This is a genomic window from Paenibacillus sp. VTT E-133280 (assembly GCF_002264385.1).
Lineage (GTDB): Bacteria > Bacillota > Bacilli > Paenibacillales > Paenibacillaceae > Paenibacillus_AQ > Paenibacillus_AQ nitricinens.
In genome coordinates this window covers 46265-64904 of record NZ_NFUX01000042.1, presented here as the reverse complement: position 1 = coordinate 64904, position 18640 = coordinate 46265, and the positions used below count along the sequence as shown (strand labels likewise).

At 44.1% G+C, this 18640-nt stretch carries 27 protein-coding genes; 2 read left to right on the top strand and 25 right to left on the bottom strand.

Annotated features, from left to right (window positions below):
* Nucleotides 1-303: 303 nt before the first annotated feature.
* Together CA600_RS18360 and CA600_RS18355 are read right to left on the bottom strand one after the other, a co-directional pair.
* Complete coding sequence (locus tag CA600_RS18360; protein ID WP_036680631.1) at nt 304-534, bottom strand: hypothetical protein; 231 nt, start codon at nt 532-534, stop codon at nt 304-306.
* A 252-nt stretch (nt 535-786) separates the two neighbouring features.
* The gene (locus CA600_RS18355) at nt 787-1395 is read right to left on the bottom strand and encodes a stage II sporulation protein M (protein ID WP_373455862.1); all 609 of its coding nucleotides are present in this window, start codon (nt 1393-1395) and stop codon (nt 787-789) included.
* A 111-nt stretch (nt 1396-1506) separates the two neighbouring features.
* Between CA600_RS18355 and pdaB the strand changes: the two genes are divergently transcribed.
* Nucleotides 1507-2310, top strand: a complete 804-nt coding sequence (gene pdaB, locus CA600_RS18350; protein WP_094871885.1) for a polysaccharide deacetylase family sporulation protein PdaB — start codon at nt 1507-1509, stop codon at nt 2308-2310.
* 51 nt (nt 2311-2361) lie between these two features.
* Here the strand turns inward: pdaB and CA600_RS18345 are convergent, their stop codons facing one another.
* Both CA600_RS18345 and CA600_RS18340 read right to left on the bottom strand, forming a co-directional pair.
* Entirely contained in the window at nt 2362-3183 is an 822-nt protein-coding gene (locus CA600_RS18345; RefSeq protein ID WP_042192144.1) for a PPK2 family polyphosphate kinase, read from the bottom strand.
* A 343-nt stretch (nt 3184-3526) separates the two neighbouring features.
* Nucleotides 3527-4117 carry a KinB-signaling pathway activation protein gene (locus CA600_RS18340; protein WP_042132517.1) on the bottom strand — a complete coding sequence of 197 codons (591 nt, stop codon included), beginning with the start codon at nt 4115-4117 and terminating at the stop codon, nt 3527-3529.
* A 129-nt stretch (nt 4118-4246) separates the two neighbouring features.
* Between CA600_RS18340 and gerD the strand changes: the two genes are divergently transcribed.
* Nucleotides 4247-4918 (top strand): spore germination lipoprotein GerD, encoded by a 672-nt coding sequence (gene gerD, locus CA600_RS18335; protein WP_094871884.1) that lies wholly within the window; start codon nt 4247-4249, stop codon nt 4916-4918.
* Nucleotides 4919-4976: 58 nt separating this feature from the next.
* Here gerD and CA600_RS18330 read toward each other — a convergent pair whose 3' ends face one another.
* From CA600_RS18330 to rplR, 21 genes are all read right to left on the bottom strand, one after another.
* Nucleotides 4977-6077, bottom strand: a complete 1101-nt coding sequence (locus CA600_RS18330) for an Mrp/NBP35 family ATP-binding protein (RefSeq protein WP_094871882.1) — start codon at nt 6075-6077, stop codon at nt 4977-4979.
* Between the two features lie 90 nt (nt 6078-6167).
* A complete protein-coding gene (gene cwlD / locus CA600_RS18325; RefSeq protein WP_094871880.1) occupies nt 6168-6908 on the bottom strand; it encodes an N-acetylmuramoyl-L-alanine amidase CwlD in 741 nt (246 codons plus the stop codon).
* A 78-nt stretch (nt 6909-6986) separates the two neighbouring features.
* A complete protein-coding gene (sat, locus tag CA600_RS18320) occupies nt 6987-8156 on the bottom strand; it encodes a sulfate adenylyltransferase (protein WP_094871879.1) in 1170 nt (389 codons plus the stop codon).
* A 37-nt stretch (nt 8157-8193) separates the two neighbouring features.
* Complete coding sequence (locus CA600_RS18315; protein WP_094871877.1) at nt 8194-8886, bottom strand: phosphoadenylyl-sulfate reductase; 693 nt, start codon at nt 8884-8886, stop codon at nt 8194-8196.
* Between the two features lie 234 nt (nt 8887-9120).
* On the bottom strand, nt 9121-9513 hold the full coding sequence (gene rpsI / locus CA600_RS18310) for a 30S ribosomal protein S9 (protein ID WP_025706574.1): 393 nt from the start codon (nt 9511-9513) through the stop codon (nt 9121-9123).
* 20 nt (nt 9514-9533) lie between these two features.
* Nucleotides 9534-9971 carry a 50S ribosomal protein L13 gene (gene rplM / locus CA600_RS18305; RefSeq protein WP_036680589.1) on the bottom strand — a complete coding sequence of 146 codons (438 nt, stop codon included), beginning with the start codon at nt 9969-9971 and terminating at the stop codon, nt 9534-9536.
* A 216-nt stretch (nt 9972-10187) separates the two neighbouring features.
* Nucleotides 10188-10982, bottom strand: coding sequence for a tRNA pseudouridine(38-40) synthase TruA (gene truA, locus CA600_RS18300; RefSeq protein WP_094871876.1), 795 nt, complete (start codon nt 10980-10982; stop codon nt 10188-10190).
* Nucleotides 10983-11281: 299 nt separating this feature from the next.
* Nucleotides 11282-11647 (bottom strand): 50S ribosomal protein L17, encoded by a 366-nt coding sequence (rplQ, locus tag CA600_RS18295; RefSeq protein WP_019908254.1) that lies wholly within the window; start codon nt 11645-11647, stop codon nt 11282-11284.
* A 34-nt stretch (nt 11648-11681) separates the two neighbouring features.
* The gene (locus CA600_RS18290) at nt 11682-12626 is read right to left on the bottom strand and encodes a DNA-directed RNA polymerase subunit alpha (RefSeq protein WP_036680585.1); all 945 of its coding nucleotides are present in this window, start codon (nt 12624-12626) and stop codon (nt 11682-11684) included.
* Nucleotides 12627-12756: 130 nt separating this feature from the next.
* The gene (rpsK, locus tag CA600_RS18285; RefSeq protein WP_019908251.1) at nt 12757-13152 is read right to left on the bottom strand and encodes a 30S ribosomal protein S11; all 396 of its coding nucleotides are present in this window, start codon (nt 13150-13152) and stop codon (nt 12757-12759) included.
* Nucleotides 13153-13171: 19 nt separating this feature from the next.
* The gene (gene rpsM / locus CA600_RS18280) at nt 13172-13540 is read right to left on the bottom strand and encodes a 30S ribosomal protein S13 (protein WP_036680583.1); all 369 of its coding nucleotides are present in this window, start codon (nt 13538-13540) and stop codon (nt 13172-13174) included.
* A gap of 19 nt (nt 13541-13559) precedes the next feature.
* The gene (gene rpmJ / locus CA600_RS18275; protein WP_003322638.1) at nt 13560-13673 is read right to left on the bottom strand and encodes a 50S ribosomal protein L36; all 114 of its coding nucleotides are present in this window, start codon (nt 13671-13673) and stop codon (nt 13560-13562) included.
* A 53-nt stretch (nt 13674-13726) separates the two neighbouring features.
* Complete coding sequence (infA, locus tag CA600_RS18270; RefSeq protein ID WP_036652996.1) at nt 13727-13942, bottom strand: translation initiation factor IF-1; 216 nt, start codon at nt 13940-13942, stop codon at nt 13727-13729.
* 2 nt (nt 13943-13944) lie between these two features.
* Nucleotides 13945-14253, bottom strand: a complete 309-nt coding sequence (locus CA600_RS18265; protein ID WP_042131215.1) for a KOW domain-containing RNA-binding protein — start codon at nt 14251-14253, stop codon at nt 13945-13947.
* Between the two features lie 11 nt (nt 14254-14264).
* Nucleotides 14265-15017 (bottom strand): type I methionyl aminopeptidase, encoded by a 753-nt coding sequence (map, locus tag CA600_RS18260; protein WP_042192159.1) that lies wholly within the window; start codon nt 15015-15017, stop codon nt 14265-14267.
* Between the two features lie 4 nt (nt 15018-15021).
* The gene (locus tag CA600_RS18255) at nt 15022-15666 is read right to left on the bottom strand and encodes an adenylate kinase (RefSeq protein ID WP_094871874.1); all 645 of its coding nucleotides are present in this window, start codon (nt 15664-15666) and stop codon (nt 15022-15024) included.
* Between the two features lie 96 nt (nt 15667-15762).
* Nucleotides 15763-17061, bottom strand: a complete 1299-nt coding sequence (gene secY, locus CA600_RS18250) for a preprotein translocase subunit SecY (RefSeq protein ID WP_042131218.1) — start codon at nt 17059-17061, stop codon at nt 15763-15765.
* Complete coding sequence (gene rplO / locus CA600_RS18245) at nt 17061-17501, bottom strand: 50S ribosomal protein L15 (RefSeq protein WP_036680569.1); 441 nt, start codon at nt 17499-17501, stop codon at nt 17061-17063. The genes secY and rplO overlap by 1 nt, the downstream gene beginning before the upstream one ends.
* Nucleotides 17502-17541: 40 nt before the next feature.
* The gene (rpmD, locus tag CA600_RS18240) at nt 17542-17727 is read right to left on the bottom strand and encodes a 50S ribosomal protein L30 (RefSeq protein ID WP_036680567.1); all 186 of its coding nucleotides are present in this window, start codon (nt 17725-17727) and stop codon (nt 17542-17544) included.
* A gap of 14 nt (nt 17728-17741) precedes the next feature.
* Nucleotides 17742-18239 (bottom strand): 30S ribosomal protein S5, encoded by a 498-nt coding sequence (rpsE, locus tag CA600_RS18235; RefSeq protein ID WP_036652980.1) that lies wholly within the window; start codon nt 18237-18239, stop codon nt 17742-17744.
* Between the two features lie 27 nt (nt 18240-18266).
* Nucleotides 18267-18635, bottom strand: a complete 369-nt coding sequence (gene rplR / locus CA600_RS18230; RefSeq protein WP_094871873.1) for a 50S ribosomal protein L18 — start codon at nt 18633-18635, stop codon at nt 18267-18269.
* Between the last annotated feature and the right edge of the window lie 5 nt (nt 18636-18640).

Genomic DNA, 18640 nt, shown 5'->3' with positions numbered 1-18640 from the left:
CTAATTTTGGATTTCACTTTCGTGATTTCCCACTCACTCGTTGTTCAGTTTTCAAAGAACAATGTCTCTCATTTCATCGTCGTTGTTTGTCAGCGGCGACCTTTATAATATATCACAGTGTTTCATTGTTTGGCAAGTCTTTTTTTTGAAAAAGTTTTTTTCAATTTTTCTTGCCTTTCGCTTCCCTTTTACACAAGCAAAAGGAGCGCGAGATATAATTTATCACGAGCACTCCTTTTTAGTCAAGCTATTTTATTAAAAAATCTTAAATTCATATAAGACTCTTGCATTTACCGCCTATCCTTAGTGTTTATACTGAGAAGAACGTCCACCCCACGCATACTTGGAAAGTTCTTTCTGAGGAGCAAAACGAGCATACATACGAAATACAGTCTTATATCTATTGGCGATGGCATGCCTGATATTTTGGTCCAAGCGCTGATCGCTCAAATCTAACAGCATCTCATCAAGTTCTTTCCGCAAAACATAATCCAGTTCCTTGCATTCTTTTTCGTTGAACAACATTCCCAACATATGCTTGGCCTCCTTCATGAAGTTGCAAGTAACGCATTCACTAAAACCCAAAACCCCTTGTACATAATTAGTTAGTCCATCTCATGGAGAAAGCTGCCTTAAGATCCTACTACACTAGATTAACCGGAGTACTCTTTTTATAACCATAATTATTAAAAATTCCCTTTATGGTTTCTCCACGATTATATACTTCTGACCTTTAGGCAATCCTTGGATGAATGGTTTTAATGGTATGCTCCATTCCCGGAAGTTTTATGATAAAAGCGAAAAAGTAATTGTACTTTCAATGATGGCAGCTACAAATAACAGGATTACTGTCCAAATAGATGCTGTAAGTGTTTGACGCATGAATGAAGTCCAGTCTACACCTCTGTTCTCTTTTTTAGTGGATGAGCTAAATATACTTGAAAGTACTTTCCCACCGAACTGAAGTCCAAATGCACAAGCAATAATGATCGCTGGAATCTCTATAATCCCATGTGGCAGCAGTCCTTTTACTATTAGTTCGAACAAATCCTGTCCTTGCAGTGCTGATAAATGAATCAGATAGCCGATAACCGCTCCGTTAATAAATAAGAATATGGCTGGCAGTATACCGAACAACGCTCCTAAAAATATGATAAGAACACCCTTGATGCTGTTATTCAAAAATATAAATACAAAGAAGCTCCATTGCGGATTAGAAGAATCTCTAAGGCTGCCACTGATTTCACTGAGCCCCTCTAATTGCTGAACCAATAGCTTCTCCAGACTGCTAGTAGCTACCCACCCTACAACCGCTCCTACTGCGAAGAGCAGACAGGATAGCAATAAAGCCTTTCGGATTGTTTTTAGATCTTTAATAAACGTGAAGAACGACAACATAAATACCCTCCTGAAATAGTGATCTCTGTTTCTTAGGTCATAACCTTGCGGTACGAGCATACATTTAGAACAAACAAGCATTTCGCATGGGAGAGGAGCGCTGTCATTATGAATTCTTTTTATGTATTCAGCGGCAAAAAGATTAAACGATTCATCTATATCTTCGCCGCTGTGCTTCTTGCTGCTGGAGTTGTCTATGTCGAGAGGGGAAACATAACCGTTTTTTCTGAATCCGGACCTTCCGCGATCTACAGTGTACCCACAGAGAAGAAGCTGATTGCCCTGACCTTCGATATTAGCTGGGGGGAGAAAAGACCCGAACCAATTTTGAAGGTACTTGAAGACAAGAAAGTGGACAAAGCCACCTTCTTCCTGTCTTCACCATGGAGTAAAACTCACCCAGACATTGTAACTAACATCAAAAATGCAGGTTTTGAAATTGGAAGTCATGGTCATAAACACGTCAATTACAGCACACTAAGCAACGAAGAAATTCGTACACAGATCTCAACGGCTCACACCGTACTTACCGAATTAACCGGCACTGAACCCAATTTGATTCGTATGCCTAATGGTGATTTTGACAAAAGAGTCCTTCAGGTTGCCAGCGATCTCGGTTACAAGGTCATTCAATGGGATACAGACTCCCTGGACTGGAAGAACATCGGCGTAGACAATATCGTGAAGCGTGTAACGACAAAAGCGCATCCAGGTGATATTGTCCTTCTACATGCCAGTGATTCCTGTAAACAAACACATGAAGCACTTCCACTCATTATCGATGAGCTCCGCAGACAAGGTTATGAATTCGTTACCGTCTCTGAGCTGATCAGTCAAAGCAACGCCGAAGGTAAAGAAGTTCGCGACTCAGCTTCACTCAGTAATGCCGTTGAGGACGCAGCTGGGCTGTAAAAACACATTTCAATCTCTGGTGCCGTAATGGATGTTGATCTGACCAAAGGATTAATGACGTGGAGAGATGAGTTCCGATATGTCTGGTGTGGGGGTATTCAGCTTCGGATAGCTCAGATCCAGACTCTCCAGTGTCTTTACAACGATGGATAAGGTCAAATAGTTGCGGTACCATTGATGATTGGCGGGTATCCAGTACCAGGGTGCTTTATCTATGCTAGATTCCTTGAAAACATCTTCATATGCTTCTTGGTAATCATCCCAATACTCCCGCTCCTGGAGATCACTTGCATCGAATTTCCAATGTTTTTTGGGATCTTCAAGCCGTTCTTTAATCTTCTTTAGCTGCTTCTCTTTAGAAATATGCAGAAAAAGCTTGATAATTGTCGTTCCCTCTTCCACCAGCATTTCCTCGAACTGCCGTATGTAACGAAAGCGACGCTTCAAGTCATCCTTTTTTAACCCTCCGTGTACCCGCGGTACCAATACATCTTCATAATGCGAGCGGTTAAATGCAGAGATATATCCCTTAGGGGGCGTCTTCTGATGAACTCTCCATAGAAAATCATGAGCCTCTTCCTCTAGAGATGGTTTCTTAAAGCTGGTAACTATAAATCCTTGCGGGTTAATGCCTGAAAAAATATGCTTAACTGTGCCATCCTTACCGCTGGAGTCCATTCCTTGCAGAATAACAAGCAGCGAATGCTTTTTCTGAGCAAACAAAATATCTTGGAGCTCTGCCAAACGTGCTTTAAGCTCTTCTGTTTTAGCTTCCACTTCTTTTTTGGATTTAAAAACACCTGTGTCATCCGGATCCAGCTTGTTAAGCCGGATTTCTTTTGTGTCTTTTATCATATAGCGCTTGATGTCCATATATTCCCCTCCTAAAAGTTTTGTGAGCGTTACTACACTTGTGTTACTTCGTACAAAACTCACTTCGGAAGCATCTACTAAGTTTTGTAAAGCATATGCATCATTGGAACGCTTCGTACAAAACTTACTTCGAAAGCACACGCTTAGTTTTGTGAGCGTTACTCCACTTATGTTACATCGTACAAAACTCACTTCGTGAGCATCTACTTAGTTTTGTGAGCATATCGTTCTTTAAGATTAACCTCTACAATCAGATTTTAATCGTTAAGCTTCCGTTAGAGCAAAAAACCCCGTCTTCTGAAATCAGAGCACGGGGTTCATTGTTTAGTGCCTTTCCCATTCATTATCCGGCTGCCGGCTTCAGAATACGGTGTAGCATCAAAATTTGGAATGCATTACAAGCGATAAGCGGAACAACAATAAATACCGTCGCACTATCAACACCTATACGGAGTACGCCAATAACTTCCACAATTGAAATAGCTGTCATAAAAAAGAGGGTTGGAATCAAAGCTGAGATGTTTGTACTTTTTACTTTGAAATAAGACACTATAATAGCTGCTAGCAAAATAACGATTCCTAATATTAGATCAGACATAACATTTCTTTCCCCGCCAACGACGGTACGCAAAAAAATCAGTTCAAGCAATGCGAGTACAGAAAGCACTAGTTGTATGTATTTCCAAACCTTTTGTGGAAAAACTCCGTTGCCCATATAATTCAAAATCAAATAGGCAAAAAAACCAAGTTGCGAATAAACGCTTACAAGCATACCGTAGCCAAGCAGAATCAGCGGGTATAAAAAGAAATCCCCGACACTTTTGAAATCAATCTTACCATTTACGAATTGTAGTGCCAAACCAGCGATTACAGCCCCACCCGCTCCAATAAGAAGGGTAGTCCAAAATAAATGAAACCATTTTTTTATACTCAGCCAATTCACCTCCTCTTGTCAGATTTATTTTACCAAGGATACCGACAAAACGCCATTACACCCACAACATAAATGTGCTCTAATGCGGCATAATACATCAAGAGAATCCTATAAAGGAGGGCAGCGCCAATGAAATGGAGATTTATCGGATCTGTGGGTTTGGCATTGAGCTTTGTTATGGCCTTAACGGCTTGCGGAAGTGAGCAGAGCAGTTCTTCTTCCGGACAAGGCAGTTATAAAGAAACGAAGACCATGGTTTTAGATATATTGAAAAGCGATGAGGGTAAAAAAGCAGTTGAGGAATCATTATCAAGCTCCAGCTCTGGCGGTACCAGTGGAATGAGCATGAAGATGATGCCACTTCAAACAACAGAGGAAATTAAGACCGCTGTAAAGGATACTCTCACTGCGCCGGAATATCAGAAGGAGATCGAGAAAATAATGAAGGATCCAAAGTTCGCAGGTGACTTTGCTAAAGCCATTCAATCGCAAAGCAAGGAACTACACCTGCAGCTAATAAAGGATCCAACTTATCAGAAATCAGTCGAAGAAATTATGAAATCTCCAGAAATGATGACCATGTTTCTAAATCTCACCAAAACACCGGATTACCGAAAACAATCCATGAAAACCATTCAGGAATCTATGCAAACCCCTTTATTCCGTATGGAGGTATTAAATTTACTTAAAAAAGTCGTACAAGAAGAACTTGAACCAAAAGAGAAAAAAGAAAAAGGCAGCGAAGGTGGCGACAAGCAGGACAGCAGTGGCGGCGGTAGCGGCGATGATTCAAGCTCTTAAAAAAGAGGCCTTATCCCACTAACAACGTGTGGGATGGCCTCTTTTTCATGTACAAGAATTAGTGCTCATATTTTGAAATAAGTTTATCCGCAATTTCTGCAAATAATATGCCTGTTGGTGTCTCTTCTTTGTATACAGAAGGTGAAAAATCCGGTTCCGAAATATGGTTGTCCGGCGCACCTAACGGCACTTGTGCAAGCAGCTCCGTATGAAGCGTCTCGGCAAGCCTCGCTCCTCCACCTCTGCCAAAGATATAATCTTTCTTACCACAGTCAGTACACTCATAATAAGCCATATTCTCAATGACTCCAATAATCTCATGATCTGTCTGCAGAGCCATAGAGCCCGCTCTAGCCGCCACAAACGCTGCGGTAGCGTGTGGTGTTGTAACTATAATCTCTTTGCTGTGAGGCAGCATCTGATGCACGTCAAGTGCCACATCACCAGTACCTGGGGGCAGATCAAGCAGCATATAATCAAGTTCACCCCACCCGACATCATTAAAGAACTGGCGAAGCATTTTGCCAAGCATAGGTCCCCGCCAAATTACTGGACTATTCTCACGGATAAAGAAACCCATAGACATGACCTTCACTCCGAAACGTTCCACAGGAATAATCGTTCCTTCTTCAACAACAGGCCCCTCTTCGATACCCATCATATCAGGAATGCTAAAACCATAAATATCGGCATCGATAAGACCAACTTTTTTCCCTTTTCTCGCAAGGGCTACGGCTAAATTCACCGTTACAGTTGATTTACCAACCCCACCTTTACCGCTGGCCACGGCAATAAAGTTCACACCAGAGCTCTCGCTAATTAATTCATGGCCATCAAGGCCTGCAGCATGTACCTTAAGTTTCCCAGGCTCATCAACTTCCTCAGTGCTTTCACCACGAAGTATAGCACGTTCATAATCGGTTGCATCACGAAGCCGGATATGTACATTAGAAGCCCCACCCGCTTCAAGCAATTCACGAACCTGTTGTTCTAGATCCATGCGACTTTGCTCTTCAGGATTCAGACATACGATAGATAAAGAAATACGATCTTCTTTAATCATAATGTCACGAATCAGCTGTAGTTCCACAAGGCTTTTTCCAGTTTCCGAGTCTGTTAATGGCTGCAGTATTTCCTGAATCTGTTCCTTAGTCAACATGGAAAGCACCTCTGTTTCCTTTCCGGATGTGAAATTCTCCGGAGTTTTTGTCTATTATAGCATTACCTGTCTCCCCATGAGTAGTCCTGACTATTCGGAGGCGTAACGAAGAATGCCACGATAAATGCTAGTCGCAACCTTCCGCTGATAAACATCATTTCCGAGTAGAGCGGATTCCTGTGGGTGTGATAAGAATCCTACTTCTACAAGTACTGCTGGTATTTTCAATGCTTTTAGCAGATATACAGTATTCACTGTCTTAGCCACACGATCGGTGTTCTCCAGCGTAGTCTTCAGCTCACTCTGCACAAACTCTGCAATGGCTTTATTATCCTTATGGTTGGGGTAGTAAAAGGTTTGTGCACCGCTCCAACGATTTGAAGGGACACTGTTCATGTGAACGCTTATAAAAAGGTCTGCGCCTTTCTCTTCGATGCTTCTTACTCTTTGTTTAAGATCTTCCGTCTTACGCTTAGAATAGCCCTTAGTGCCTTCTTGAGCCAAATCATAATCACCCTCACGAGTCATTACTACAATAGCCCCTGCCTGCTGCAGATAATCACGCAAATAAAGCGATACCGCGAGATTAATATCTTTCTCAATTAGCCCTTCCCGGCTAACCGCTCCTCCATCAGCTCCACCATGTCCCGCATCGAGAGCAATAACTTTTCCTGACAAGGGCAGACTCCAATAATTTAGTGTTTTAGCGGTAGGCATGTCATACGCTATAATTCCGATCATTATAGCTAGCAGTACCACGCCAAGCATACTTTTTTTGATACTGCTCCATGAAATCCAGACCGAGACCTTATTGTTCTTCCGGCCAGACATAACAAAGACCCCCTCGTCCCGATAGATAATACTCATCTATATGGGACAAGGAGGTCAAATAGTACTAGCTAATGAGGATTACGCGGTTACTTCTTGTGTCATGCCTTCAATTAGAATCTGTGCAACCTCAGGCCGTGTGAATTCTGGTGGAGGACATTGGCCATCACGGAGCAAAGCCCGTACCTTTGTACCCGACAATGTCATGTGATCGTCACTAGGATGCGGGCAAGTTTTACTGGATGCCATATTCCCGCATTTTTTACAGAAGAAGCTATGTTCAAAAAATAATGGAGTAATATCAACTTCTTCCGCACTAAAATTAGAAAAAATCTCCTGTGCCTCATAAGTGCCATAATAATCACCTACGCCAGCATGGTCACGACCGACGATGAAATGGGTACAGCCGTAATTTTTGCGAACCATGGCATGGAAAATTGCTTCTCTAGGGCCTGCATAACGCATTGCCGCCGGAAAAACACCAAGGAAGGTACGATCCTCAGGATAATAGTTCTCCAAAAGCGCCAGATAGCTCTTCATCCGCACATTTGCCGGTACATCATCTGACTTCGTCTCACCAACAAGTGGATTTAGGAATAGAGCGTCTACAACCTCCATAGCGCACTTTTGAATGTACTCGTGAGCTCGGTGGACTGGATTACGTGTTTGGAAGCCTACAACCGTTCTCCAGCCCTTTTCAGCAAATATCTTCCTCGTATCCGCAGGATCAAAATAAAATTCACCGAACTTCTCTGGCTGTGGGCGGTTCAAGACTGTAATCGGTCCTCCAACATAAGTTACAGGACGCGCCAACAGCTTACTCACACCTGGATGTTCAGGGTCTGTTGTTTTGAAGACATTTTGTGCTTCAATCGTTTGATCTACAGTATAAATACTCTCAATATCCAATAAACCGTAAATCTCACCATCATCCTCACCGATTAGAGAAACTTTATCCCCAATGGATAAACCGGCAGCCACAACATCTTCTACAGCCAGTGTTATTGGAATGCTCCACACTGTGCCATCCGCTAATCGCATGTTTGTTACTACTGAATGATAGTCTTGCTCATTTAAAAAGCCAGTGAGGGGCGAAAATGCACCAACAGCTATAAGATCCAAATCAGATAAGGTCCAGGTATTCAAGGCAATTGTCTTGCTGTCACGTGCGAGATTCAGCAATTCTTCTCTTTCAGTACCCTCTGCTACACGGTTAACCAAAGTTCCGCCATGCGGACGTATTGAAGTCATCTTAGTCTCTCCTTCTATGTTCCCTCAGGGATATGTCTTACTTGTGCAATCCGCACTCTGTCTTCTCTGATCCAGACCAACGTCCAGCACGCGGATCTTCACCTGGCATAACCTGACGTGTACATTGCTCACAGCCGATACTTGGATAGTTACGGTCATGTAGAGGATTATAGATTACGTCATTTTCACGAATATAGTTCCATACATCTTCTGTCGTCCAATCCGCAATCGGATTAAACTTCACTAACCCAAATTTATAATCATACTCGACCTTTTTAGCATTAGCACGGGTAGGCGCTTGATCACGGCGAATTCCAGTAATCCAAGCCTCGTATTGAGATAATATACGAGTCAGTGGTTCAACTTTACGAATTCCACAACATTGGTTAGGGTCAACTGTCCATAACGCATCACCGTATTGAAGTGCTTGCTCCTGCGTTGTGAGCTGTGGAGACACACGTACAAACTCTAATCCGTATTTGTCTGCCATCAAATCTCTGGTTTCGTAGGTTTCCTTAAAATGATAATCTGTATCGAGATAAAAGACATCAGTAGATGGACTAACTTTGTGAAGCATATCAACAAGCACTACATCTTCGGCACCAAAGCTGCAGGCAAAAGTAATATTAGGAAAGGTTTCTACAGCCCAGCGGATAATTTCTTCGGGTGAAGCACTCTCTAATTCTTCGGCCTTTATTCTGATCAAATCTTCCTTCTCGAGCAAGTTCATTAAGGTATTCCTCCATCCAAAATATTAATCGTATGAATAAATGAGGTAAAAGAAGTAATAAAACCAACTATTTCTATATGAAATAGTATATAACTTTTACTGAGGAAGTCAATGAATTTCAACCTTCAAAATCAGTAAATAGATGCTAAAAAAGCCCATTTCTTGTTTGAAAGGGGCTGGAAAGAAAATAAAACCCTCGACCATATAGGCCAAGGGTTGAATTCTTGATAAATATTAACGTTTCGAGAACTGAGGCGCACGACGTGCAGCCTTCAAGCCGTATTTCTTACGTTCCTTCATACGAGGATCACGAGTTAGGAAGCCGGCTTTCTTAAGTGCACCGCGATATTCAGGGTCAACTTTAAGCAATGCACGGGAGATACCGTGACGAATTGCTCCAGCTTGACCGGAAATGCCGCCACCATGTGCAAGAACGATTACATCGTAGTTGCCTAGTGTTTCAGTCAGGTTCAAAGGTTGTTTTACGATCATTTTCAGTGTTTCCACACCAAAATATTCGTCCATCTCACGTTTGTTAATGACAATGCGTCCTTCACCCGGTACAAGGCGAACACGTGCTACCGAATGTTTACGACGACCTGTCCCATAGTATTGTACTTGTGCCATGAAACTGTCCTCCTCTATTCTTATCCGCGAAGTTCGTAAACTTCAGGTTTTTGTGCTGCATGTGGATGCTCGGCGCCTGCATATACTTTCAATCTCAGCTTCATGTGGTCCCCTTGACGAGTCTTAGGAATCATACCATGAACAGCGAATTCAATTACGCGTTCTGGTTTAGTGTTAAGCAGAGTTTCAGCATTAGTAACTTTCAAGCCACCTGGGTGCATCGAGTGACGGTAGTATTTCTTGTTTTGCAATTTCTTACCGGTCAAGTGAATTTTCTCAGCGTTGATTACGATAACGAAATCTCCTGTATCAACGTGTGGAGTGAATTGCGGTTTGTGTTTGCCACGGATCAAAGCAGCGGCTTCGCTGGCCAAACGACCAAGTGTTTTGCCTTCGGCATCAATAATGTGCCAATTGCGTTCAACTTCGTTCGGCTTCGCCATATAGGTGGTACGCATGAATGTTTCCTCCTTGTTCTCGTACGAAAATCTTCTGTTTCGTATATCTTGTTTCTCATTGAATTACAATTATGTGAGTTAAGCAAAGCATTTTTTGGCATTTCCTTGATCGGGGCTGTGGGATAGCCATCAAGAAAACACAACTTTTATATTACAGTATAAACATAACAAGTGCAAGTGATTTTTAGACATTCAGCCTATTATTTAGGAAGAAATTTATAGAAAAAAAGATTCACTTTCAGACTCGTCATATTCTACACTCCACAAAGCCAACCCCTTGGCCATAGCTGTCGGTCCAGCAGCAGAACGATCACATGCCGCCAATATCTCAGCAACATGATCAGCATCTATTTTACCTTCCCCCACATGGATCAAAGTCCCCATAATAATACGAACCATATGCTGAAGAAATCCACTACCTGTTATATAAGTTTGGATCACTCCCTGATCTAATGAAGAGGGTCGGCACATACTGCAGTCTACTTCCATATGAGCTTCAAAGACCGTTCGTATATGAGAGGCTTTAGTAGACCTCCGTGAAGCAAACGAGGTGAAGTCATGTGTCCCTACAATATGCGTTAAGCCTTGCTGCATCGCAGGAATGTCCAACCTCACCGGATGGTGAAGCTGCCAGCGCCGCTGAAACGGATCTGGAAACCTGTTGCCGTTAATCGTGTATCGGTAAGTTTTACGCTTAGCTCCTCTACGAGAGTGAAACGACAGCGGTACTTCCCTAGCCTCAGTAACCACGATATCTTGTGGCAGCCGGGCATTAAGCGCCAGACACCAACGTTCAAGTGGGATTCGAGAGGAGGTCGTAAAGTTAAAAGGCTGACCGTAGGCGTGTACTCCGGCATCTGTGCGGCCAGAAGCAGTAATCTTTAGCTCCTCACCTGTCAGATGGAGTATCGCTTGCTCCAGCCGATCTTGAATCGTATTGCCCTGAGGCTGGGTCTGAAAGCCATCATAATTTGTTCCGTCATAATTGACCTTCATCAATAGATTACGCATTCCGTTCTCCTTTTTAAACCGTTCAGCAGAAACGTCGATCGAAGCACTGTCTGATCTTATTCAAGAGGAAGAAATGGCTTTGCCGTCCCTAGAAGGACGGCATCCATTACACTTCACTCCATTACTTCAAAAAAAAGAGCCCCTGCGGGAGCTCCTTCAATTGAACCAAGGTGATTCCCACGGTTATTGGTACAGCAGAGTCTTGCGCCTCTGCAGCACAATAACGCTGATATTTCCCCCATCTTTACTCCAAAGAGGGCCGGATGAAAGGGAATCATCGGAAATCATTACTTGTGATACTACGCGCGGTCTACCAATTCAAGATAGACCATAGGCGCAGCGTCGCCACGGCGAGGTCCGAGTTTCAGGATACGAGTGTATCCACCTGGACGCTCAGTGTAACGAGGAGCGATGTCAGAGAACAATTTTTGAATTGCATCTTGTTCACCATCAACAGTCTCGCGGCGAACAAATGCAGCTACTTGACGACGAGCATGAAGATCACCTTTTTTAGCTTTAGTGATCAACTTTTCAGCGATGGAACGAACTTCCTTCGCCTTAGCTTCCGTTGTTTGGATGCGCTCGTATAAAAACAGATCCGTTACCATGTCGCGAAATAACGCTTTACGCGCACTGGAATCACGGCCCAATTTTTGGTATGCCATTGTGTTTTCCCTCCTTTACTGTAACAATCTGTAGCTATTCTTCTGTACGGAGTCCCAAACCAAGTTCCTCAAGCTTCTCCTGAACTTCTTCCAAAGATTTACGACCAAGGTTACGCACCTTCATCATATCTTCTTCAGTCTTCGTGGTAAGCTCTTGTACGGTATTAATACCAGCACGTTTGAGGCAGTTGTAGGAGCGGACAGAAAGATCAAGCTCTTCGATTGTCATCTCTAGCACTTTTTCTTTTTTGTCTTCTTCTTTTTCAACCATAATTTCGGCGTCTTTCGCTTCGTCCGTAAGACCTACGAACAGTACGAGGTGCTCGTTCAAAATTTTGGCTCCGAGGCTTACAGCCTCTTCCGGTCTAATACTGCCATCTGTCCAAATTTCAAGCGTCAATTTGTCGTAGTTGGTCACTTGACCAACACGTGTATTGTCTATGCCGTAGTTAACGCGTGAAATAGGAGTGTAGATGGAGTCAACCGGGATAACGCCAATTGGCTGATCGTCGCGTTTGTTCCGGTCCGCTTGGACGTAGCCGCGACCACGGCCTGCAAAAATACGCATGTGAAGTCTCGCACCAGGTCCCAGCGTTGCAATGTGAAGATCCGGGTTGAGGATCTCAACATCGCTGTCCGCACGGATATCACCTGCGGTAACGATGCCTTCCCCTTCGGCATCAATCTCAAACACTTTTTCCTCGTCTGAATGAATCTTCAGGGACAAGGCTTTAAGGTTAAGAATGATCTCCGTCACATCTTCCATTACGCCTGGAACGGTCGAGAACTCATGCAGAACGCCGTCAATTTGGACCGAAGTCACTGCGGCTCCTGGAAGCGAAGAAAGCAATATCCGGCGAAGTGAATTCCCCAGAGTCGTGCCATACCCACGTTCCAACGGTTCAACTACGAATTTCCCATAGGTACCTTCATCATTAGCTTCTACGGTCTCAATCTTCGGCTTTTCGATTTCTATCACGAGTTTACCCCTCCTTCAACGTCGCTCCTATATGAAACTGTCACCCCATCAGGTGCATCATGTAGTATGCCTAAACACCTATTATTAGCAGATGCGTCAGAATTATACCACATTTACAATACTGATTTCACTATACGCGACGACGTTTCGGCGGACGGCATCCATTGTGAGGAACCGGAGTTACGTCTTTAATAAGGTTAACTTCAAGCCCTGCAGCTTGAAGGGAACGGATGGCTGCTTCGCGGCCCGCGCCCGGTCCTTTAACCATAACCTCAACCGATTTCATGCCGTGCTCCATAGCTGCTTTAGCTGCTGATTCAGCTGCCATTTGCGCTGCGAATGGAGTCGACTTACGGGAACCTTTAAATCCTTGGCCGCCGGAGCTTGCCCAGGAAATTGCATTTCCGTGAGGATCTGTGATGGTAACGATGGTGTTATTGAACGTGGAACGAATATGTGCCACGCCGGATTCGATATTTTTACGGTCGCGACGTTTGGTACGTACGACTTTTTTCGGTTTAGCCATTGTCTCTTATCCCCCCTTATTATTTCTTCTTGTTTGCTACCGTACGACGCGGGCCTTTCCGGGTACGGGCATTGGTTTTAGTACGTTGACCGCGAACAGGCAATCCACGACGGTGACGAACACCGCGGTAACAGCCGATCTCAGTAAGACGTTTAATATTCAAGGAAATTTCACGACGCAGGTCACCTTCAACCTTAACCGTTTTGTCGATCGTTTCACGCAGTTTGCTGACTTCATCTTCCGTCAAATCACGGACACGTGTATTAGCGCTAATGCCTGTTTCATTAAGAATTTTCTGAGAAGTCGTTTTACCGATTCCGAAAATATAAGTCAAGGCGATCTCAACGCGTTTGTCACGTGGTAAGTCCACTCCAGCTATACGAGCCATTTTACGCTACACCCCCTTCTTAACCTTGTTTTTGTTTGTGTTTCGGATTTTCGCAAATCACCATAACAGTCCCTTTGCGGCGGATTACTTTACATTTCTCGCAAATGGGCTTTACAGAAGGTCTTACCTTCATGTTAATTACCTCCTCAAAGTTTTGCGAAGCAAAACTTTTTTCGTAGTTCCCATCTATTTACGGTAAGTTATACGACCTTTTGATAAATCATAAGGCGATAACTGCACGACCACTTTGTCTCCGGTCAAAATACGGATAAAGTGCATCCGCAATTTACCGGATACATGGGCAAGTATTTGATGACCGTTCTCAAGCTCAACCTTAAACGTTGCATTTGGCAACGGTTCAAGGACAGTACCTTCTACTTCAATGACATCTTCCTTAGCCACAGTTAGTCTCCTTTCTCATCAGCACTTATTCCGGTGGGTCCAGCATACTTCATGACTGCGTAACGCAGCTTTCCGTTTGTTACCCGCCCAGTTTCTTCCAAACTGTTCACAACCTCACTGCTGATGAAGGGTATGAGCTCAAGATGAAGAATATTCTTCTTCTTTGGCCCATCAAACTTACGTTTGTCTCCATCTGCAATGTATACAAATCTGCTATCAACAACTGCGATAACAACGGCTGCCTCTCCGGCATCTTTACCTTTGAGAATTCTCACTAATTGACCAACCTGCGGGCTGCTCACAGTATTCAAGTGGAGATCACCTACGCATTCAGTTTTGTGAAAATTTCCATGCCGTCCGGAGTAACTGCTACTGTATGCTCAAAGTGAGCACATAGTGAGCCATCCACCGTAACGACAGTCCAGTTATCTTCCAGCGTTCTGACATGTCTCTTTCCTACGTTTACCATCGGCTCAATCGCGAGTACCATACCCGGTTTCAGACGTGGTCCGCGGTCCGCTATGCCATAATTCGGAATTTGCGGTTCTTCATGCAGTTTTGCCCCAATACCATGACCAACATACTCACGTACGACTGAGAAACCAGCCTCTTCGATGTATTGCTGGATAGCATGGGAGATTGTAAACAAGCGCACATCCGGCTTAACTAACGCCAGTCCCGCGTACAAGGAGCCTTCCGTAACGTCCAGCAAACGCTGAGCCTCTTCGGAAATGCTGCCCACACCGTAGGTCCAGGCGGAATCACCGTGATAACCGCGGTACTCTGCACCGATATCCAGCGTTACAATATCGCCTTCGATCAGTTTGCGTTTACCTGGAAATCCATGCACTAATTGTTCGTTGACTGAAGCGCAAATGCTGGCAGGAAAACCGTTGTAGCCTTTGAAAGACGGCACAGCACCTTGACTGCGAATGTATTGATCGGCGATTCTGTCGAGATCGCCCGTTGTAATGCCAGGCTCAATGGCCTCAGCAATAAGACGGTGACTCTCGGCAACAATTCGACCAGCTTCCCTCATAAAGGCAAGTTCCTGTTCGGATTTACAAATGATCATTACATTAACCCCGCAATAAAGATACGATTTCAGAAGAAACGACATTGATTTCGTTTTCCCCATTTACCTGACGCAAAAGACCTTTATTATCATAAAACGCAAGCAGCGGCGCTGTCTTATTATCATACTCATCCAGACGCTTGCCTACACTATCTTCATTGTCATCCGGACGTTGATACAATTCACCGCCATCAATGTCGCAAATGCCATCTTGCTTCGGCGGGTTGAAGATTAAATGGTAGGATGCTCCGCAAACTGTGCAGATACGACGTCCAGTAAGACGCGCCATCAACAGTCCACGGTCAACATTCAAGTTGATGACATGATCCAAAGAAGTATTCAAACGGCTTAGAATTTCATCCAGCGCTTCCGCTTGCGAAAGAGTTCTTGGAAAACCATCCAATAGAAAACCTTTTTCGCAATCGGACTGCTGCAGCCGTTCTTCAACTATACCAATGGTCACATCATCTGGTACAAGCAAACCTTGATCAATAAATGATTTAGCCTTCAATCCTACTGGAGTCTCTTGTTTGATTGCCAAACGGAAAGCATCTCCTGTCGAAATATGCGGAATGCCAAATTCTTTAATGATCTCTGCCGCTTGTGTTCCCTTGCCTGCCCCAGGAGGGCCCATGAATAAAATGTTCACGATTTCTCTCTCCCCCCAAAAGTTCGCCACCAAGCAAGAAACAGCACAATAGGTGCCGGGAAGAATAAAAACTTACGCTTCACCGGAACCTATCGCCTATTTATTGATGAAGCCTTTGTAATGGCGTTTGATCAATTGGCTCTCGATCTGCTTCATAGTATCCAATGCCACACCGATTACGATCAGCAGTGATGTACCGCCAATTCGAACTTCTTTAGGCAATCCGGATAAAGCACCGAAGAACATCGGCAATACAGAGATCAAAGCCAGGAACAATGCGCCAGACATAGTCAGACGAGACATTACTCTAGTCAAATATTTCTCAGTAGCTTTACCAGGACGGATACCTGGAATGTAACCACCATTCTTCTTCATGTTATCAGCCATCTGCTGAGGATTCATCTGCACGAACGTATAGAAGAACGTGAAACCGATGATCATCACTACATACAGAAGCATACCAAGTGGTGCATCAGTTGCCAAGTACTTGGCAATCCATTGAGCCCAGGCATGTGTTGACCAGAAACTGGAGAGAACAACTGGGAACTGAAGCAGTGATACGGCGAAGATAACCGGAATTACACCTGCCGCATTAATTTTCAGCGGAATGTGCGTATTCTGTCCACCGTACATTTTGTTGCCGACTACGCGTTTAGCGTATTGAACAGGAATCTTCCGAATACCTTGCTGTACGAAGATAACTGCTGTAATAATCGCTACAATCACAATCAGCACAATAACGACTTTAAGAATATTCAGGAACACTTGATCCGGCTGAATAAAGCTTGAGTTAGCCGTACTCGTGATATATCCCGGGATAGCGGCGACGATTCCCGCAAAAATCAGGATCGAAATCCCGTTCCCGATTCCCTTTTCGGTAATCTGTTCACCAAGCCACATCAGGAAAGAAGTACCAGCCGTCAAGATAATGGCAACCAGTAAGTAGTCAGCAAATGTCGCATTCGGCATCATTTGAGTTCCATAAATCCGGTTAAACCCTATCGACGTAGCAAAACCTTGGATCAGGGCCAAAATCACAGTACCATAACGAGTGATTTGCGCTAGTTGTTTTTTACCGTGCTCCCCTTGTTTAGCCCATTCAGCAAACTTAGGAACAACATCCATCGACAGCAATTGCACGATGATGGATGCTGTAATGTACGGATAAATACTGATCGCAAATATCGAGAAGTTTTTGAGCGCTCCGCCCGAGAAGGTGTTCAAAAGTCCCATCAAAGCGTCACCGCTTTGATTTGCTGTTTCCAGTACATCTTTGTTCACACCAGGAACCGGTACAAACGAACCGATACGGTAGATAATCAGAATGAACAAGGTAAACAGGATCTTTTTGCGCAAATCTTCCACATGCCAGATATTCTTAAGCGTCTTGAACATTAGATCACCTCGGTTTTACCGCCGGCAGCCTCGATTTTCTCTACCGCAGATTGAGAGAACTTATTTGCTTGTACAGTCAATTTAACGGTTAACTCACCATTGCCGAGAATCTTAATGCCGCTTTTGGAATTCTTGACAACACCAGTTTCAAGCAACAACTGCGGAGTCACTTCTGTTCCTTCTGCAAAGCTATTCAGATCTTCAAGGTTCACAATCGCATACTCTTTACGGGTAGGATTGACGAAACCACGTTTAGGCAGACGACGATAGAGCGGATTTTGTCCACCCTCGAAGCCCGGACGAACACCACCGCCAGAACGTGAGTTTTGACCTTTGTGACCGCGACCGGAAGTTTTACCATTTCCGCTACTTGGTCCACGACCAACGCGATTGCGTTCTTTTCGGGAACCAGGAGCTGGAGCAAGTTCATGTAACTTCATCGTTTGCACCTCCTTATGTTTGTTAATTTATGCGAGGCGATTAGCCTTCAATTTCAGTTACAGATAGCAAGTGACTCACTTTGTTGATCATTCCGCGAATTGCAGGACTGTCATTGTGAACCACTGTCGTGTTGAGTTTACGCAGGCCGAGCGTCTTAACAGTAACACGTTGTGTTTCTGGACGTCCGATTACACTACGTACGAGGGTAATTTGCAATTTTGCCATTGACGTTCCCCTCCTTAACCGCGCAATTCTTCGACAGATTTGCCGCGAAGTTTCGCGACCTCTTCAATGCGTTTCAGACGGGATAGTCCCTCTAAAGTTGCATTGACCATATTCATGGAATTCGAAGAACCCAGTGATTTTGTCAAAATGTCGCCAACGCCTGCCAATTCCAATACTGCACGAACTGGACCGCCAGCGATAACGCCAGTACCCTCTGATGCTGGTTTCAGCAACACACGTCCTGCGCCGAAGTGGCCAGTAACGAGATGGGGAATCGAAGTTCCTACGATTGGAATGTGAATCAGGTTTTTCTTGGCGTCTTCAATGCCTTTACGGATGGCATCCGGAACTTCGCCGGCTTTACCGATACCAGCACCGACGTAGCCATTGCCATCGCCCACAACAACGAGTGCACTAAAGCTGAAACGGCGTCCGCCTTTTACAACTTTTGCTACACGGTTAATGTGTACAACTCTTTCTGTCAGTTCTAAACTGTTCGGATCTACACGCAAGTCGTTAACCTCCTTTTAAGAATTATTCTAGAATTCAAGACCAGCTTCACGAGCTGCGTCAGCCAAAGCTTGAATCCGTCCATGGTACAAGTAACCTCCGCGGTCGAATACGACCACTGCATAACCTTTTTCTTTAGCACGCTCAGCGATCAATTGACCAACTTTTGCTGCAGCTTCAACGCTACCGCCATTACCGATGTTAGCAACTAGATCTTTATCAAGTGTAGAAGCGGATACGATAGTAACCCCTTTAACATCATCGATCAATTGAGCGTAGATGTGTTTCGAAGAACGGAACACGTTCAAACGTGGGCGCTCAGTAGTTCCCTGAATCTTCTTACGAACACGCAGGTGTCTTTTGAGACGAGCCTTGTTTTTATCTTCTTTTGTAATCATGACTT

Coding starts and splice junctions, on each gene's coding strand:
- CA600_RS18360 (WP_036680631.1), bottom strand. CDS start 534: ATGTTGGGAATGTTGTTCAACGAAAAAGAATGCAAGGAACTGGATTAT.
- pdaB (WP_094871885.1), top strand. CDS start 1,507: ATGAATTCTTTTTATGTATTCAGCGGCAAAAAGATTAAACGATTCATC.
- CA600_RS18345 (WP_042192144.1), bottom strand. CDS start 3,183: ATGGACATCAAGCGCTATATGATAAAAGACACAAAAGAAATCCGGCTT.
- gerD (WP_094871884.1), top strand. CDS start 4,247: ATGAAATGGAGATTTATCGGATCTGTGGGTTTGGCATTGAGCTTTGTT.
- CA600_RS18330 (WP_094871882.1), bottom strand. CDS start 6,077: ATGTTGACTAAGGAACAGATTCAGGAAATACTGCAGCCATTAACAGAC.
- cwlD (WP_094871880.1), bottom strand. CDS start 6,908: ATGTCTGGCCGGAAGAACAATAAGGTCTCGGTCTGGATTTCATGGAGC.
- sat (WP_094871879.1), bottom strand. CDS start 8,156: ATGACTTCAATACGTCCGCATGGCGGAACTTTGGTTAACCGTGTAGCA.
- CA600_RS18315 (WP_094871877.1), bottom strand. CDS start 8,886: ATGAACTTGCTCGAGAAGGAAGATTTGATCAGAATAAAGGCCGAAGAA.
- rpsI (WP_025706574.1), bottom strand. CDS start 9,513: ATGGCACAAGTACAATACTATGGGACAGGTCGTCGTAAACATTCGGTA.
- rplM (WP_036680589.1), bottom strand. CDS start 9,971: ATGCGTACCACCTATATGGCGAAGCCGAACGAAGTTGAACGCAATTGG.
- truA (WP_094871876.1), bottom strand. CDS start 10,982: ATGCGTAATCTATTGATGAAGGTCAATTATGACGGAACAAATTATGAT.
- rplQ (WP_019908254.1), bottom strand. CDS start 11,647: ATGGCATACCAAAAATTGGGCCGTGATTCCAGTGCGCGTAAAGCGTTA.
- rpsK (WP_019908251.1), bottom strand. CDS start 13,152: ATGGCTAAACCGAAAAAAGTCGTACGTACCAAACGTCGCGACCGTAAA.
- rpsM (WP_036680583.1), bottom strand. CDS start 13,540: ATGGCTCGTATAGCTGGAGTGGACTTACCACGTGACAAACGCGTTGAG.
- rpmJ (WP_003322638.1), bottom strand. CDS start 13,673: ATGAAGGTAAGACCTTCTGTAAAGCCCATTTGCGAGAAATGTAAAGTA.
- map (WP_042192159.1), bottom strand. CDS start 15,017: ATGATCATTTGTAAATCCGAACAGGAACTTGCCTTTATGAGGGAAGCT.
- secY (WP_042131218.1), bottom strand. CDS start 17,061: ATGTTCAAGACGCTTAAGAATATCTGGCATGTGGAAGATTTGCGCAAA.
- rplO (WP_036680569.1), bottom strand. CDS start 17,501: ATGAAGTTACATGAACTTGCTCCAGCTCCTGGTTCCCGAAAAGAACGC.
- rpmD (WP_036680567.1), bottom strand. CDS start 17,727: ATGGCAAAATTGCAAATTACCCTCGTACGTAGTGTAATCGGACGTCCA.
- rplR (WP_094871873.1), bottom strand. CDS start 18,635: ATGATTACAAAAGAAGATAAAAACAAGGCTCGTCTCAAAAGACACCTG.